Below are 15,311 nucleotides of genomic sequence, written 5' to 3'. Positions count from 1 at the left end.
GGTTCCCATGCTGTCCGAAGGCGAGATCAGCCGCGTACTCGCGGTCACCGCACACCCCGACGACGTCGACTTCGCCGCCGCGGGCTCGATCGCGCGATTCACCGACCGGGGCGTCGAGGTGACGTACTGCGTGGTCACCGACGGCGACGCGGGTGGCTTCGACCGCGAGCTGGACAACGGCGGCATGGCCGAACTCCGCCGCGCCGAGCAGTCCAACGCCGCCAAGGCCGTCGGCGTGACCGATGTGCGCTACCTCGGCTACCACGACGGGACGGTGGTGCAGAGCCTGGAGTTGCGGCGTGACATCACCCGGGTCATCCGCCAGGTCAAGCCCGACCTGGTGATCACCCACAGCCCCGAGCGCAATCACCGGTTCATCGCCCCCAGCCACCCCGACCACCGCGCGGTCGGCGGCTGCGCCCTCGACGCCGTCTACCCCGACGCGCGCAACCCCTACACCTTCCCCTCGCTCCTGCTCGACGAGGGCCTTGAGGCGTGGACCGTCCGCGAGGTCTGGTTGAACGGCGGCCCGGTAGCCGACCACCACGTGGACATCACCGACACCTTCGACCGCAAGCTGGCCGCGCTGCGCGCCCACGTCAGCCAGATCGGCCACCTGGAGGACTTCGAGAACTTCCTGCGGGACCGCTTCTCCCAGCGAGCCGTCGAGGCGGGCTTCGGCGAGGGCCGCTACGTCGAGTCCTTCCAGCGGGTCCCCACCGCCTGACCTCGCATGAGGCCACAAGGACACCGCGTCCCTTGAACACCATCGACCTGTCGTTCGCCACCGCCGCCGTCATCGTCCTGCTGGCCGTCGGGGCCGCCGCCGTCGCCTGGTTCGGCCACCTCGGGCACGCACCCGGGATACTCATGGCCTCCCTGCGCGCCGCCGTCCAACTCGTCGCGGTCTCGCTCGTCATCGTGTGGGCGGTCGAACGGGCGCCCGTGGTGGCGGTCTTCGTGCTGATCATGTACGGGGTGGCGAGCCTGACCGCGGGACGCAGGATCACCTCGGGCCGCGCCGCCGGGTGGGCCGCGGTGCCCATCGCGGCCGGGACCCTGCCGGTGCTGGCGCTGCTGTTCGGCGGCGGCATCGTCCCGCCGCGGGGCATCACGCTGATCCCGATCGCGGGCATCCTGCTCGGCGGGTGCCTGACGGCCACGGCGCTCGCGGGACGGCGGGCCCTGGACGAGCTCGCCCACCGGCGGGGCGAGGTGGAGGCGGCGCTCTCCCTGGGCTTCTCGGACCGGGACGCGGCACTGGAGATCTGCCGGCCGCCCGCGGCGCAGGCCCTGGTGCCCGCGCTGGACCAGACGAGAACCGTGGGCCTGGTCACACTGCCCGGCGCCTTCGTGGGGATGCTCCTGGGCGGGGCCAATCCGCTCCAGGCCGGAGTGGTACAGCTCGTCGTGCTGGTCGCGCTGCTGGCCGCGGAGGCGGTGGCCGTGGTCGTCACGATCGAACTCGCCGCCCGTGGCCGCTTCGGCACCCACGAGCCGTCGCCCGGCTCGCGCTCCCGTAAACCGGCGTGGCGACCGGGCAGGCGAAGAAAGTAGGAGCGGGTCAGCGGTTCGGGGCGGGAGCCTCCCGGGACGCGGGGTCCGGCGGGGCCAGGCGGGCGAACAGGTAGCCCAGGGAGTTGGTCGCGACGTGGAACATCGCGGGCGCGGCCAGGCCGCCCCGCCTGCGCAGCTCGGTGAAGAGCACCCCGGCGAGGCCCGTCGCGACCACGGAACCGGCCACGACGCGCGTCACCTGCCATCCGGGCGCGCCGGAGCCGCCGCCGGCGGCCTCCCCGGAGGCCAGACGGCTCAGGGCGGGGTTGGCGGCCGTCATGTCCACGGCGGGGAGAACGTGCCAGAGGCCGAAAAGGATCGAGGAGACGGCGGTCGCCGCGCCGTGGCCGTGGGAGCGGGCGACGAGGGCGTGTACCACCCCGCGGAAGCCGACCTCCTCCAGCAGTACGGTGCCGACCGGCACCTGGATCAGTGCCTCCTCCAGCGCGCGGGCGCGGGAGAGCGACAGGGCGCGCTCGTCGCGGAAGAGGCGGCGGGTGGCCGGGACCGCCACGCCTGCGGCGTAGGCCCCCGCCACGGCGGCGGCGAGCGCGCCACCGATCCGCAGGCCCCGCGAGCGCCGGTGGAACCCCAGCTCGGACCAGGAGATCCCGGCACGGCGGGCCAGCACGAGCAGCGCACCGGTGGCCACGGCCGAGGTCAGCGGTGCCAGCCTCGGCGCCAGGCGGTTATTGAGCACGTTGGCCCCTGCCAGCACCGCCACCGCCCCTGTCACCGTCCCCGGTGGAAGCCCGGCACCGGTGTCCCGCGTCGGCTTCCGCTCCACCCCTTCAGCCCCCTCGGACCTCGGTTCCACACCCCGCGTGCCGGGGACCGCGACCCCTGGGACGGTGTCCTTCCGCCCGAGCCCGTGGAGATCCCGCTCGAATCCGGTTCGAGGCTACGCGACCGGGGCCGGATCCGTGGCGGCCTGGCGCCAGCCGGCCGGGAAGCGCAGGCCGCGGCGTTCCTTCACGGTCAGGCCGCCCCAGATCCCCTCGGGCTCGGCCGCCCGGACCGCGTACGCCCGGCACTCCTTGAGGACCGGGCACCGCTCGCAGACCGCCTTCGCCCGCGCCTCCTGCTCGGCCGACTGGGTCAGCGGAAAGAACAGCTCGGGATCGCTGGTGCGGCAGGCACCTCGCGCGGCCCAGCCGATCTCCTCGACCATTGCCCGCACGTCATCACCCCCTGATGGCTCGGCCCTCAGACTAGGTGGATCGCGGCGTCGGGACATCAACCTCTCGGCGGATTCACGCGTACTCATCTCGACGGATCGGGGAGAACATTCCGCCGGCCTTCTCACCGAGGCTCGCCACGCCCTCGGGGGCGGTGCGCTCAGAGGGTCGGCCAGCCGTGGACCGGCTCGTTGGTGTGCATGTTCGCCATGTACCGCAGGGTCATCCGGCGCAGTGCCTCGTGTCTTTCGAGGTCGCCGAGCGCGTTCACCGCGTCGATCTGCCAGCTCGCCCCGTTCCTGCCCGTCAGGCAGCGCCGCTCGACGATCCCCAGCAGCCGGTCCCTGACGGCGGGGGCCACGCCCCACAGGTCGAGCCCCTCGTGGGCGAGCGGTAGCAGGCGGCGCAGGATCAGCTCCGAGGCCGGCACCTCACCGAGTCCCGGCCAGAAGAGCCTGGCGTCCAGGCCGTGCCGGGCGGCGGCGTGCAGGTTGTCCCTGGCCGCGGCGAACGACATGCGCGTCCACACCGGGCGTTCGGCGTAGGGCAGGACGCCCATGAGCCCGTAGTAGAACACCGCGTTGGCGACGATGTCGGCCACCGAGGGGCCCGCGGGCAGCACCCGGTTCTCCACCCGCAGGTGCGGGATGCCGTCCACCACCGCGTAGACCGGCCGGTTCCACCGGTAGACGGTGCCGTTGTGCAGGGTCAGCTCGCCGAGCTGGGGGGTGATCCCGCGCATCAGTTCCTCGCGCGGGTCGGCCTCGTCGCACAGGGGCAGCAGCGCGGGGAAGTAGCGGGCGTTCTCCTCGAAGAGATCGAAGACCGAGGTGATCCACCGCTCGCCGAACCACACCCTGGGCCGCACCCCCTGGACCTTCAGCTCCACCGGGCGGGTGTCGGTGGCCTGCTCGAACAGCGGGATCCTGGTCTCCTGCCAGAGCCTGCGGCCGAACAGGAACGGCGAGTTGGCCGCCATGGCCACCTGCGGGCCCGCGATGGCCTGGGCGGCGTTCCAGTTGGCGGCGAACGTCTCCGGGCTGACCTGGAGATGGAGCTGGAGGCTCGTGCAGGCGGCCTCGGGGGTGATGCTGTCGGCGTAGGTCTCGAGGAGATCCTCCCCCTCGATCGACAGGTGCATGTCCTCGCCCCTGGCCGCGAAGATCTGCTCGTTGAGCAGTTTGTAGCGGGGGTTGGCCGACAGGGTGCCCTCGTGGACGTCGCTCTCCCGCAGCGTGGGCAGGATGCCGACCATCATCATGTGCCCGCCGACGGTACGGGCCCGCGCCTCGGCGTGGTTGAGGCGGTCCCTGATCACCTTCTCCAGCCGGACCGCGCCCTCCTGTTCCAGGGACTCGGGCAGGACGTTGATCTCCACGTTGAACTGGCCGAGCTCGGTGGCCCAGTCGGGCTGGGCGATGGCCGCCAGCACCTCGGCGTTCTTCATGGCGACCTCGCCACGGTCGTCCACGAGGTTGAGCTCGATCTCCAGCCCGGCCCTGGGCCGGTCGAACTCGAACCTGGACTCGTGGAGCATCTGCGCGAGGACGTCAAGGCACCGGCGGACCTTGTCCCGGTAGCGCCGCCGGTCCTCGCGACTGAACACCATCGCAGGTACGTCGCGTCCCATACTTCGCAGAGTCGCATATAAGTCACTGCTCGTACAGGAGTGGCCGGTTCACCGGCCGGCCGGTCAGACCAGGCGCCGCGCCGTGGCCCAGCGGGAGAGCTCGTGACGGTTGGAGAGCTGGAGCTTGCGCAGCACCGACGAGACATGGGTCTCCACGGTCTTCACCGAGATGAACAGCTCCTTGGCGATCTCCTTGTAGGCGTACCCCCTGGCGATCAACCGCAGCACCTCGCGCTCGCGCTGGGTCAGCGAGTCGAGCTCGGGGTCGATCGGCGGGGCCTCACTGGAGGCGAACGCGTCCAGCACGAACCCGGCCAGCCTCGGGGAGAAGACCGCGTCCCCGTCGGCCACCCTGCGGATGGCGTCGGTGAGCTCGCGCCCGCTGATGTTCTTGGTCACATAGCCCCGGGCACCGCCCCGGATCACGCCGATGACGTCCTCGGCGGCGTCGGAGACCGACAGGGCGAGGAAGCGGACCGTGGAGCCCGCGCCGAGGACCCGGCGCAGCACCTCCTGGCCACCGCCACCGGGCATGTGCACGTCGAGGAGGACCACGTCGGGCCCCAGTTCGGCGATCGCCCTGACCGCGGACTCCACGTCCTCGGCCTCCCCGATCACCTCGATGGAGTCGCCCAGCTCGGCCCGGACGCCGGAGCGGAACAACCGGTGGTCGTCGACGATCAGGACCTTCACCGTGCTCATCGGGCCCCTCCCGCCGGTCGCGTCCGTCCGCCGTCACACCGCGCGGCCCGGCCGAGGGCTCGCTCTGTCGTGGCTCGCTCGCTGCTCACACCTTCTCCAGCTTCATGGTCAACATCACTTCCGTACCCTCGCCGGGCTCGGTCCGCACCCGGGCGCTGCCCCCGTGGCGCTCCATCCTGCCGACGATCGACTGGCGGATACCCATACGATCCTCGGGCACGTCCTCCATGTCGAACCCGACCCCCCGATCCCTGACGAAGATGGTGACCTCCTCCGGCTCAGCCTCGGCGTAGACGGAGATGACCTCGGACCCCGAGTATTTCGCGGCGTTGACCATGGCCTGCCTCGCGGCCTGCACCATCGCGGACAGCTCGGGGGTCAGCGGGCAGTCGCCCACGCAGACGACCTCGATCGGCACCCCGTGCGCGTCCTCCTCCTCGGCCGCCACCCGCCGCACGGCCGCGGCCACCGACGCGTCGGCGTCCTGCTGGGGCTGGTAGAGCCAGTTGCGCAGCTCCCGCTCCTGGGAGCGGGCGAGCCTCATCACCTCGCGCGAATCGGAGGCGTTGCGCTGGATGAGGGTCAGCGTGTGCAGCACCGAGTCGTGGACGTGGGCGGCCACCTCGGCGCGCTCCTCCTGCCGGATGCGCTCGCGGCGCTCGCGCTGCAGTTCCTTCCACAGGGCCGCCAGCCAGGGGGCCGCGATCAGCGCGACACCGCCCACGACCACCAGCGTGAACATGATGCCGGACCGGGCCTCGACCAGCTCGTCGTTGGCCACCAGGAAGCCGATCGCACCGACCATGACGAGCACCAGCCCGGCGACGGTGCGGACCCGGTTCTGGCGGACCTGTCCGACGGTGGTGGTCATCCAGCGCTGCCGCCGGTCCGGATCCGCCTGCTGCCACAGGATCAGCGAGCCGATGCCGCCCACCGCGATCGGCCAGGCCCCGATCCCGCCCCCCGAGGTTCCGGTGAGCCAGCCCAGGGCCAGCAGCGCCAGCCCGATCGCGGTATACGCGGTGAGCTGACTCCAGTCCCTGGCGGGCTCTTTGCCCTCGTACGGCTCGCGCGGGGTGAACATCCACAGGGCGGCGTACGCCACGGCTCCGAATCCGTCCAGGACGGTGAGCAGCACAAAGGCCAGCCGCAGCACGACCGGGTCGAGCCGGAGCTGGGCGGCGGCCCCCTGGGCCACCCCGGCCACCAGCCGCCCCTCCACCGGCCTCATCAGCCGAGGGAGAGGCGCGTCTTCGGAGGTCACGGGCGCCGTGTCATGAATTGTCGTTCGGTCAGCCATATCGTCAGCATCGTCACACGAACCACCATGTCGGCGCATCAGGCGTTCCCCTGAAGCGACCCTGAGAGAGGCGTTTCCCCTCCGGGACGACTCAGGGGTGTCCCGGATGCGGCACGGGCCGAGGAAAGGCCACGATAAGTACATGAACGATACCGATCCGGCGAGCGCCACGTCCGGCTCGCGGCCCGGCTTCCCCACCGAGGATCGCGGTCTGCGGCGCAGCGACGAGGGCCGCATGCTGACCGGCGTCTGCGCGGGCCTGGGGCGGTACGCCGGGGTCGATCCAGTGCTGTTGCGAGTGGGTTTCGCGGTGCTGGTGCTCGGCTCGGGGATCGGCATCATGCTCTACATCGCGGCGTTCCTGCTGATGCGTGAGGCCAACGGCGGCCCCGGCTACGTGGAGCAGTGGAGCCGGCGCGACTTCGACAGCGAGACGGTCCTGACCCTGCTGGCCGGCCTGTTCGCCCTCGGGCTCATCGTCAACATCTCCTCGGACGGCGTCGGCACCGCCACGGTCGTGGTCGGCACGGTGTTCGCCATCGCCCTGCTCACCGCCCACTCCCGCGGAGTGGACCTGCTGGCCACCGCCAGATCACTGCCCGACCGGCTACGCGGGCGCCGGGCGCCGTACCCGGCCGATCAGTGGCCGAACCCGTTCGCCCACGGGCCGGGTGGCGCCGACGGCCGGCGTCCCGTCGGGGAGCAGGATCCGGCCGCCCGCACCGCCGCGCCGCCGGCCTCGGGCCCCGTGGCGTACGCCGCCCGCCCGGGCGGCGAGACGGTCACGGAGCGGTACGCGCCCGCCTCGGGGGCTGAGACGAGGGTCGAGACGGGGGGACCGTGGTCCATGGCGGAGCGGCCGTCCCCGGCCCCCGTCTCGGAGACCCGCACCGAGCCCGCCCCGGACACATCCCCCGCCCCCGCCCCCGTCGCCGAGACCTTCGCCGGGCCTGCCCCGGGTGCACCTCCCCGTCCCGCCCCGCCCCGCGGAGACATCCCACCGGAGCCGTACCGCCCCGCCAGGCCGTCGTTCGACTCCTCCGGTGCGCCTTTCTCGCCGTACGGCCCCTACCAGCCGCTGGACCCCCGGAAGCGGCAGCAACCGTACTCCCCCTACGCCCCTTACATGCCGTCCGGGTACGGCGCGACGGTGACAGCGCCGCCCAGGCCGCGGCGGCCCAGATCGTTCGTCGGGGGCGTCACCATCTTCCTGGCCATGATCGTTGGAGGGATCATCGTGGCGATCCAGTCCGCTTCAGGACCGGTCAACATGACGGTCGCGGGCGGCGCGGCGCTTGTCGTCATCGGCGCCGGCCTGCTGGCCGCCGCCTGGTTCGGCCGGGGAGCCGGGCTGGTCGCGACCGGCACCATCCTGTCGATCGCCCTGGTCGCGGGGCCCATGCTGGGCGGCATGCCGAAGAAGTTCGGCAACTATCACTGGCAGCCCACCACCCTGTCCGAGATGGCCCGCAGCTACTCGGTGGGGATGGGCGAGGGGGTGCTGGACCTGAGCGAGCTGGCCCTGCCGCCGGGTTCGCGGACCGTCGTGGACGTCTCGGTCTCGGTCGGCGAGGTCAGCGTGATCCTGCCGGCGACGGCCAGGGTCGAGGTGCAGGGTCATACCAGGTTCGGCGACGTCAAGATCGACCACACGGTGGAGGGGGGTGCCGACATCCGACATGACAGAATCCTGGAGCCCGAGGTGACCCCCAAGGGCGACGTGGCGACCATCGTGCTGAACGTCAAGGTCGGCATCGGGGATGCGGAGGTGCGCCGTGCTGCCTGAGCACGACCGGCCCGAACAGCGGCCCGTGTCCCGGCGCGTACACCGCACCGACTGGATGGCCCTGCTCAGCGGCATGCTGTTCATCGCGATCGGGGTCGTCTTCATCAGCAGACCGGCCGTCCAGCCGCTGGTCATGCTCACGGTCCTGGTGAGCGGCCTGGGCTTGGCGGGCCTGGTCGCCATCCTGGCCAAGGTCACCCGGAGCTAGGGGGATCGGGGCCGCCCGGACGTCACAACAACAGGTCATATCGGGCATTAGGCTCGGAGCATGTCAGCCCTGGAGTTCGTCAGCACCGTTCGCGCGACGCGGACCGGTCTGACGGACCTGCTCTCCGACGTGCAGGGCATGACCGCGTGGGGCCGGGCGCACGCCGCCGAGCTGGGGATCGCCCCGGATTTCACCGCCTCTGAGGAACTGCGGAGCGAAGTGGTCGAGCTGCGGCAGGCCGTACGGGCGCTCTTCGCCAGGGCCGTGGCGCCGGGCGCCGCGAGCGACGCGGACGCGCACCGGCTCCCGGACTTCGCCGAGTCGCTCGACCTGGTCAACGCCACGGCACTGGCCATGCCTTCGGCCCCGCGGCTGGAGTGGCCCGCCGGCGAGGCGCCCCGGGCGCGGACGGTTCCGGGCGTCGAGGTCACGGAGTCCGAACGGATCCGGGCCACCCTCGCGACGTCGGCGATCGAGCTGCTGGCCAGCCCCCGGCGCGAGCAGATCCGCGTCTGCCCCGCCCCCCGCTGCGTGCTCTATTTCATCAAGGAGCACGCCCGACAGGAGTGGTGCTCGCTCGGCTGCGGCAACCGGGCCCGAGCCGCCCGCCATTACCGCCAGCGCCGGAACGGCTGACCCACCCCGGCGCCAGGCCGCCCACCTCTCATGTCGCCGCATCCGGTGACGTCTGCTCGTACGCCTGGCAACGTCGCGCTTTCCTGACCGCGCACCAAGGTGACGTCGCCTCCAGTGGTTACCCGCTCCCACCTGTCGCGCGTCCATTCGGCGGGCTCTCCTCATCCGGGCCTACCCCAGCCCACCAAGAGTGATTTACGCCATATTTTTCTAACGTGACAAATGTCGATTTTGCGTTAGATTGCGGGCAGTAGAGCTAACGGATCGAGCCGTTAGAAAACGTGGAGGAGAGATCAAATGACCTTCCAGACCGACCACGTCGGCCTCAACGTCTCCGACCTCGACAGGTCCAAGGACTTCTACCTGAAGGTCTTCGGCTTCGAGATCTTCGGCGAGTCGGACCAGCCGGACCGGCGCTACGCCTTCCTCGGTCTCGACGGGAAGCTGGTGCTCACCCTCTGGCAGCAGAGCGAGGGCAGCTTCGCCACCGGGCTGCCGGGCCTGCACCACCTGTCCTTCCAGGTGCCGGACATCGAGGCGGTCCACCGAGCCGAGACCGTGATCCGGGGACTCGGGGCCACGCTCCACCACGACGGCGTGGTCCCGCACGGCGAGGGGGCGTCCTCGGGGGGCGTGTTCTTCGAGGACCCGGACGGCATCCGGCTGGAGATCTTCGCGCCCAGCGGCGCCGACGAGCGCCCCGCGCCGACCACCGGCGCCCCCACCTGCGGCTTCTTCTAGACGACCATGGAGCACGGGGGAGAAATCGCGGTACAGCGCAGGACCGGGGTCCACGCGGTGGCACTGGGCTCGGCCAGGACCCGGCCGGAGATCCCGGCGGTGGCGGCCGAGTTCCTGGGGCGGCAGCGGATGCTGCTGATCGGAGCCGCGGGGCGGGACGGGCTCCCGTGGGCGACGGTCCTGACCGGACCCGAGGGGTTCGCCAGGGCCGCGGACGAACGGACCGTGGTGATCGACACGTTGCCGGGTGAGCACGATCCGCTGGCCGGACTGGACGAGGGCGAGATCGGGATGCTCGCGATCGAGCCCCTGACCAGGCGCAGGATGCGGGTCAACGGCACGGTCCGGCGGGACGGCGGGCGACTGGTCGTCCACACCGAGCAGGCGTACGCCAACTGTCCCAAGTACATCCAGACGCGGGACATCGTCGCGGAGGTCACCGGGCCGGCCACCGGCTCCTCCTCGGCGACGGTGTTCGGCGACGGCGACCGGGCGTGGATCGAGGGCGCCGACACGTTCTTCGTCACCACCTCGGCCCCCGGCCTGGGCGCGGATCTGTCGCACCGGGGCGGCAACCCGGGGTTCGTCCGGGTGGTGGACGAGCGACGGCTGGTCTGGCCGGACTACGCCGGCAACCTGATGTACATGACGCTCGGCAACCTGGAACTGGACGAACACTGCGGCCTGCTCTTCCTCGACTGGGAGAACGGCGACGCGCTGCATCTGACCGGGCGGGCCCGCGTCGACTGGGAGCCGGGCGACGTCCCGGGGGCACAGCGGCTGGTCGGGTTCGAGGTGGACCGGATCGTCCGGGTCCGGGGAGCCAGCCCGCTCCGCTGGCGGCTCGGGGAGTACTCCCGCCACAACCCGCCGGCGCACGCCGCCCGCGCCGCGAACGGGGCGCGGGGAAACCCTTGACGGGGTCATCGGAATCATCGTGGACCGGGCGGCGTGTTCGTCACGCCCGCGCCGTCCGACCTGGACGATGATCGGTTGACGTACCTCGCCGGACCCGACGACCCGCTGATCGACGCGGTCGAGGAGGCCGCGGAACCCATGGAGGAAGTGTGATGTTCACCGAGGAGACGGCCAGGGCCAAGGTCCAGGCCGCCGAGGACGCGTGGAACACGCGCGACCCCGAGCGGGTCTCGCTCGCCTACACGCCCGACTCCCGCTGGCGCAACCGGGACGAGTTCCTCACCGGGCGCGCGGAGATCAGGGAGTTCCTGAGCCGCAAGTGGGCCAGGGAGCAGGACTACCGGCTCCGCAAGGAGCTGTGGACGTTCGGTGGCAACCGCATCGCCGTGCGGTTCCAGTACGAGTGGCACGACGCGGGCGGCCAGTGGTGGCGCAGCTACGGAAACGAGCTGTGGGAGTTCGCCGACGACGGGCTGATGCGGCGCCGCGAGGCGAGCATCAACGACCTCAGAATCGACGAAACGGACCGCCGTATTCTCGGCGACCGCGAACCCGAGGAACTTCCGTTGGCCTGAGACCAAAGGGTTGACCGGGGAGAACTGGGGCGTAAGTTCTCATTTATCGGTTCTCACTTCTCCTATACCCCTGTGGTTGCTTTTGGAGGACGTATGCCCCGAATCACCGTCAACGTCGATGGAATCGCATACGAGGAGGAGGTCGAGCCGCGTCTTCTCCTCGTCCATCTGCTACGAGATCGGCTGGGCAAGACCGGCACGCCCATCGGCTGCGACACCGGCAACTGCGGCGCCTGCACCGTGATGCTCGACGGCAGGAGCGCGAAGAGTTGTTCCGTGCTCGCCGTGCAGGCCGACGGGAGCGACGTCGTCACGGTCGAGGGCCTGGCCCAGGGAGGCGAGTGGCATCCCATGCAGCAGGCCTTTCACGAAGAGCACGCCCTGCAGTGCGGGTACTGCACCCCCGGCATGATCATGGCGGCGATCGACCTGCTCAGGGACGACCCCGACCCGTCGGAGGAGACGGTCCGCGAGGGGTTGGAGGGCAACCTGTGCCGCTGCACGGGGTACTGCAACATCGTCAGGGCGGTGCGGCGCGGCGCGGCGGAGATGTCCCGGCGGAGCACGTCCGGGCAGGAGGTGGCGGCGCCATGACCGAGCAGCTCATCGAGAGCGACCGGCTGAACGACCCGTCCGCCGCCCACGAGGTCGGCAGGGCGCGCAGGCGCAAGGAGGACGCCCGGCTGGTCACCGGCAGGACCACCTGGACCGACAACATCCAGCTCCCCGGCATGATGTACGTGGCCTTCCTGCGCAGCCCGATGGCCCACGCCAGGATCACCCGCGTCGACACCTCGGCCGCGAGCGGCCAGCCGGGCGTGGTCGCCGTCTACAGCGGGCGCGACTTCGCCGGCGAGCAGGGCAGCCTGCCCTGCGCCTGGCCGGTCAGCGAGGACATCGTCATCCCCGACCACCCGCCCATGGCGGTGGACGAGGTCCGCTACGTCGGCGAGGCGGTGGCCTGCGTGGTCGCCACCGACCGCTACCGGGCGGCCGACGCCCTGGAGGCGATCGAGATCGACTACGAGCCGCTGGAAGCGGTGCTCGACATGACCGAGGCGCTCGCCGAGGGGAGCCCCAAGGTCCACGAGGCCGGGAACCAGGCGTTCACCTGGAAGTTCGCCGGGGGCGACATCGAGGAGGCGTTCCGCGACGCCCCCGTGGTGATCGAGCGCACCTACGTGCAGCAGCGGCTCATCCCGACCGCCATTGAGCCTCGCGCGGTCGTGGCCACCACCGACGGCGACACCTTCACGCTCTACTCGTCCACCCAGATCCCGCACATCCTGCGCGTCATGCTCGCGCTGACGACTGGCATCCCCGAGCACAAGCTGCGGGTGGTCGCCCCCGACGTGGGCGGCGGCTTCGGTTCCAAGCTCCAGGTCACCGCCGAGGAGGTGCTCGCGCTGCTGCTGACCCGCAGGCTGGGCAGGCCGGTGAAGTGGACCGAGTCCCGCTCCGAGGGCAACCTGACGGTGCACCACGGCCGCGACCAGCTCCAGCGGATCTCCGTCGCCGCCGACCGGGACGGGCGGGTGCGGGGCGTCAAGGTGGACCTGCTCGCCGACATGGGCGCCTACCTGATGCTGGTCACGCCGGGCGTGCCACTGCTCGGCGCGTTCATGTACAACGGCATCTACAAGATGGACGCCTACGACTTCAAGTGCACCGGCGTCTTCACCACCAAGATGCCGACCGACGCCTACCGGGGCGCGGGCCGCCCCGAGGCGACGTTCGCGATCGAACGCGCCATGGACGAGCTCGCCCACGAGCTGGGCATGGACCCCGTCGAGCTGCGGCGCCGCAACTGGATCACCCACGCGGAGTTCCCGTACACCACGATCTGCGGGCTGACCTACGACTCGGGCAACTACGAGGCGGCGACCGAGCGGGCCCTGGCCCTGCTCGGCTACGACAAGCTCAGGGCCGAGCAGGCGGACCGGCGCGACCGGCGCGACCCGGTCCAGCTCGGCATCGGCGTCTCGACGTTCACCGAGATGTGCGGGCTGGCGCCCTCGCGGGTGCTCGGCAGCCTCAGCTACGGCGCGGGCGGCTGGGAGCACGCCTCGGTCAGGATGCTGCCCACCGGCAAGGTCGAGGTCGTCACCGGCTCCTCGCCGCACGGCCAGGGACACGAGACGGCCTGGAGCCAGATCGTCGCCGACGCGCTGGGCGTGCCGTTCGAGGACGTCTCCGTGCTGCACGGAGACACGTCCGTCTCGCACAGGGGCATGGACACCTACGGCTCCCGCTCCCTGGTGGTGGGCGGCGTCGCCGTGCTGGCCGCCTGCGAGAAGGTGAAGGACCGTGCCAAACAGCTCACCGCGCACCTGCTTGAGGCCTCCCCCGACGACATCGAGTTCGCCGACGGCACGTTCAAGGTCCGGGGCACCGAGGCGGGCAGGACCATCCAGGAACTGGCGCTGGCCACCTTCGCCGCGCACGACCTGCCCGACGGCTTCGAACCCGCGCTGGACGCCGACGCGACCTTCGACCCGGACAACTTCTCCTTCCCGCACGGCACCCACCTGTGCGCGATCGAGGTGGACACCGAGACCGGTGCCTCGAAGATCCGGACCTACGTGGCGGTCGACGACGTGGGCTCGGTGGTGAACCCGCTGATCGTCGAGGGCCAGGTGCACGGCGGCATCGCCCAGGGCATCGCCCAGGCACTGTTCGAGGAGGCGGTCTACGACACCGAGGGCAACCTGCTCACCACCACGATGGCCGACTACCTCATCCCTTCGGCGGCCGACCTGCCCGATTTCGTCACCGACCGCACCGAGACCCCGGCGACGACCAACCCGCTGGGCGTCAAGGGCGTCGGCGAGGCCGGGACCATCGCCTCCACCCCCGCCGTGGTCAACGCGATCGTCGACGCGCTGCGCCCGTACGGGGTGAACGACGTGCGGATGCCCTGCACCCCGGAGCGGATCTGGCGGATCGTCACCGAGGCGGCCGCCGAGGGAGGAGACCGATGATCCCCGCGTCGTTCGACTACGTCAGGCCCTCCTCGGTGGAGGAGGCGTGCCAGGTGCTCGGTGAGGCCGCGGCCTCCGGCGACGACGTCAAGGTGCTGGCCGGCGGCCAGTCGCTGCTACCGCTGCTGCGGCTGCGGCTGGCCTACCCGTCGGCGCTGGTGGACCTCGGGCGCCTGCCCGGCCTGCGCGGCATCTCCGACCGTGGCGACCACGTGTTCATCGGCGCGCTCACCACCCACGACGAGGTGCTGCGCTCCGGGGTGATCAGGGAGCGCGTCCCGCTGCTCGCGCTGGCCACGGCCACGGTGGCCGACCCCGCGGTACGGCACCGTGGCACGTTCGGCGGTTCCATGGCCCACGCCGATCCGGCGGGAGACCTGCCGGCCGTGGCCCTGGCGCTCGACTGCGTCTTCGTCGCCCGCTCCGTCGACGGCGAGCGGGAGATCCCCGCCGCGGACTTCTTCGTCGACTACCTGGAGCCCGCGCTCGAACCCGATGAGGTGCTGATCGGCGCCCGGGTGCCGGTACTCGGCCCCGGGTGGGGTTTCCACTACGAGAAGTTCCACCGGACGGCGCAGGCGTGGGCGATCGTCGGCGTCGCGGCGGCCGTACGGCGGAGTGGCGGGGCCGTCGAGGAGGCCAGGATCGCGCTGACCAACATGGGCCCCACCCCGGTGCGGGCGAGTGCGGTGGAGACGGCGCTGCGCGGGGTGGACCTCGCGCCCGTGGGCTCCACCGGCGCCGACCCCGTCGGGGAGGCGTGCGCCGAGGCCGACGACGGCACCTCGCCCCCCGCGGACCTGCACGCCAGACCCGACTACCGCCGCCATCTGGCCCGGGTGCTGACCCGCAGAGCGGTCAGGGCCGCGAGCGGCTGAGTCCCGCCGTGACGGGGTGAGAACCCGGCGGGTTCTCACCCCCCGGCGGGCCTGCGAGTGTCCTCGCCACGAACGGCGGGGAGGGCGGCAGATGAGCCCCCCTCACCCGGGAGCCCGAGAGCGCCTCGCGGGAGGGCGGAGGCATCATCCCCGTCCGGAGGGGCAGGGGGAACGGACGCCGACCGACACGTACCGACGTGTGGCGGTCAACCGGCCCCGTG

At 71.5% G+C, this 15,311-nt stretch carries 16 protein-coding genes; 11 read left to right on the top strand and 5 right to left on the bottom strand.

Translation table 11 applies throughout. From position 1 onward, the window contains the following. The first annotated feature begins 7 nt into the window (after positions 1 to 7). Together ABT130_RS16005 and ABT130_RS16000 are read left to right on the top strand one after the other, a co-directional pair. On the top strand, positions 8 to 727 hold the full coding sequence (locus ABT130_RS16005) for a PIG-L deacetylase family protein (RefSeq protein WP_350956130.1): 720 nt from the start codon (positions 8 to 10) through the stop codon (positions 725 to 727). A gap of 32 nt (positions 728 to 759) precedes the next feature. Then, a complete protein-coding gene (locus ABT130_RS16000; RefSeq protein ID WP_350956128.1) occupies positions 760 to 1,557 on the top strand; it encodes an ABC transporter permease in 798 nt (265 codons plus the stop codon). A 7-nt stretch (positions 1,558 to 1,564) separates the two neighbouring features. Here ABT130_RS16000 and ABT130_RS15995 read toward each other — a convergent pair whose 3' ends face one another. The 5 genes from ABT130_RS15995 to ABT130_RS15975 form a co-directional block, all read right to left on the bottom strand. After that, positions 1,565 to 2,344, bottom strand: coding sequence for a CPBP family intramembrane glutamic endopeptidase (locus ABT130_RS15995; RefSeq protein ID WP_350956126.1), 780 nt, complete (start codon positions 2,342 to 2,344; stop codon positions 1,565 to 1,567). Between the two features lie 114 nt (positions 2,345 to 2,458). Further along, the gene (locus ABT130_RS15990) at positions 2,459 to 2,728 is read right to left on the bottom strand and encodes a WhiB family transcriptional regulator (protein WP_350911965.1); all 270 of its coding nucleotides are present in this window, start codon (positions 2,726 to 2,728) and stop codon (positions 2,459 to 2,461) included. A 167-nt stretch (positions 2,729 to 2,895) separates the two neighbouring features. Next, positions 2,896 to 4,365, bottom strand: a complete 1,470-nt coding sequence (locus tag ABT130_RS15985; RefSeq protein WP_350956124.1) for a glutamate-cysteine ligase family protein — start codon at positions 4,363 to 4,365, stop codon at positions 2,896 to 2,898. Between the two features lie 63 nt (positions 4,366 to 4,428). Further along, complete coding sequence (locus ABT130_RS15980; RefSeq protein WP_030912624.1) at positions 4,429 to 5,067, bottom strand: response regulator; 639 nt, start codon at positions 5,065 to 5,067, stop codon at positions 4,429 to 4,431. 85 nt (positions 5,068 to 5,152) lie between these two features. Further along, positions 5,153 to 6,367: an ATP-binding protein gene (locus tag ABT130_RS15975; RefSeq protein WP_350911570.1), complete on the bottom strand. Its 1,215-nt coding sequence runs from the start codon at positions 6,365 to 6,367 to the stop codon at positions 5,153 to 5,155. Positions 6,368 to 6,509: 142 nt separating this feature from the next. Between ABT130_RS15975 and ABT130_RS15970 the strand changes: the two genes are divergently transcribed. The 9 genes from ABT130_RS15970 to ABT130_RS15930 all read left to right on the top strand — a co-directional run bounded on the left by ABT130_RS15970 (position 6,510) and on the right by ABT130_RS15930 (position 15,090). After that, positions 6,510 to 8,153 carry a PspC domain-containing protein gene (locus tag ABT130_RS15970; protein WP_350956122.1) on the top strand — a complete coding sequence of 548 codons (1,644 nt, stop codon included), beginning with the start codon at positions 6,510 to 6,512 and terminating at the stop codon, positions 8,151 to 8,153. Next, positions 8,143 to 8,361, top strand: a complete 219-nt coding sequence (locus ABT130_RS15965) for a hypothetical protein (protein ID WP_350911566.1) — start codon at positions 8,143 to 8,145, stop codon at positions 8,359 to 8,361. The genes ABT130_RS15970 and ABT130_RS15965 overlap by 11 nt, the downstream gene beginning before the upstream one ends. Before the next feature lie 60 nt (positions 8,362 to 8,421). After that, the gene (locus ABT130_RS15960; RefSeq protein ID WP_350956120.1) at positions 8,422 to 8,997 is read left to right on the top strand and encodes a CGNR zinc finger domain-containing protein; all 576 of its coding nucleotides are present in this window, start codon (positions 8,422 to 8,424) and stop codon (positions 8,995 to 8,997) included. A gap of 297 nt (positions 8,998 to 9,294) precedes the next feature. Continuing rightward, positions 9,295 to 9,738, top strand: coding sequence for a VOC family protein (locus ABT130_RS15955; RefSeq protein ID WP_350956119.1), 444 nt, complete (start codon positions 9,295 to 9,297; stop codon positions 9,736 to 9,738). A 6-nt stretch (positions 9,739 to 9,744) separates the two neighbouring features. Next, positions 9,745 to 10,656, top strand: a complete 912-nt coding sequence (locus ABT130_RS15950; RefSeq protein ID WP_350956117.1) for a pyridoxamine 5'-phosphate oxidase family protein — start codon at positions 9,745 to 9,747, stop codon at positions 10,654 to 10,656. A gap of 152 nt (positions 10,657 to 10,808) precedes the next feature. Further along, positions 10,809 to 11,231: a nuclear transport factor 2 family protein gene (locus tag ABT130_RS15945; protein ID WP_350911559.1), complete on the top strand. Its 423-nt coding sequence runs from the start codon at positions 10,809 to 10,811 to the stop codon at positions 11,229 to 11,231. Positions 11,232 to 11,324: 93 nt separating this feature from the next. Further along, on the top strand, positions 11,325 to 11,825 hold the full coding sequence (locus ABT130_RS15940; protein WP_350911557.1) for a (2Fe-2S)-binding protein: 501 nt from the start codon (positions 11,325 to 11,327) through the stop codon (positions 11,823 to 11,825). Further along, on the top strand, positions 11,822 to 14,212 hold the full coding sequence (locus ABT130_RS15935) for a xanthine dehydrogenase family protein molybdopterin-binding subunit (protein WP_350956115.1): 2,391 nt from the start codon (positions 11,822 to 11,824) through the stop codon (positions 14,210 to 14,212). The genes ABT130_RS15940 and ABT130_RS15935 overlap by 4 nt, the downstream gene beginning before the upstream one ends. Continuing rightward, a complete protein-coding gene (locus ABT130_RS15930) occupies positions 14,209 to 15,090 on the top strand; it encodes an FAD binding domain-containing protein (protein ID WP_350956113.1) in 882 nt (293 codons plus the stop codon). The genes ABT130_RS15935 and ABT130_RS15930 overlap by 4 nt, the downstream gene beginning before the upstream one ends. Positions 15,091 to 15,311: the final 221 nt, after the last annotated feature.

This window comes from Streptosporangium sp. NPDC001681 (assembly GCF_040298085.1).
In the GTDB taxonomy this organism is placed as follows: domain Bacteria; phylum Actinomycetota; class Actinomycetes; order Streptosporangiales; family Streptosporangiaceae; genus Streptosporangium.
The sequence above is the reverse complement of the archived record's forward strand: the minus strand, read 5'-3'. Positions and strand labels throughout refer to the sequence as shown.

Bases quoted from the DNA above. Each gene is read 5' to 3' on its own strand.
- ABT130_RS16005 (WP_350956130.1), top strand. From the start codon at position 8: ATGCTGTCCGAAGGCGAGATCAGCCGCGTACTCGCGGTCACCGCACAC.
- ABT130_RS15990 (WP_350911965.1), bottom strand. From the start codon at position 2,728: ATGGTCGAGGAGATCGGCTGGGCCGCGCGAGGTGCCTGCCGCACCAGC.
- ABT130_RS15985 (WP_350956124.1), bottom strand. From the start codon at position 4,365: ATGGGACGCGACGTACCTGCGATGGTGTTCAGTCGCGAGGACCGGCGG.
- ABT130_RS15980 (WP_030912624.1), bottom strand. From the start codon at position 5,067: ATGAGCACGGTGAAGGTCCTGATCGTCGACGACCACCGGTTGTTCCGC.
- ABT130_RS15975 (WP_350911570.1), bottom strand. From the start codon at position 6,367: ATGGCTGACCGAACGACAATTCATGACACGGCGCCCGTGACCTCCGAA.
- ABT130_RS15970 (WP_350956122.1), top strand. From the start codon at position 6,510: ATGAACGATACCGATCCGGCGAGCGCCACGTCCGGCTCGCGGCCCGGC.
- ABT130_RS15960 (WP_350956120.1), top strand. From the start codon at position 8,422: ATGTCAGCCCTGGAGTTCGTCAGCACCGTTCGCGCGACGCGGACCGGT.
- ABT130_RS15955 (WP_350956119.1), top strand. From the start codon at position 9,295: ATGACCTTCCAGACCGACCACGTCGGCCTCAACGTCTCCGACCTCGAC.
- ABT130_RS15950 (WP_350956117.1), top strand. From the start codon at position 9,745: ATGGAGCACGGGGGAGAAATCGCGGTACAGCGCAGGACCGGGGTCCAC.
- ABT130_RS15945 (WP_350911559.1), top strand. From the start codon at position 10,809: ATGTTCACCGAGGAGACGGCCAGGGCCAAGGTCCAGGCCGCCGAGGAC.
- ABT130_RS15940 (WP_350911557.1), top strand. From the start codon at position 11,325: ATGCCCCGAATCACCGTCAACGTCGATGGAATCGCATACGAGGAGGAG.
- ABT130_RS15935 (WP_350956115.1), top strand. From the start codon at position 11,822: ATGACCGAGCAGCTCATCGAGAGCGACCGGCTGAACGACCCGTCCGCC.
- ABT130_RS15930 (WP_350956113.1), top strand. From the start codon at position 14,209: ATGATCCCCGCGTCGTTCGACTACGTCAGGCCCTCCTCGGTGGAGGAG.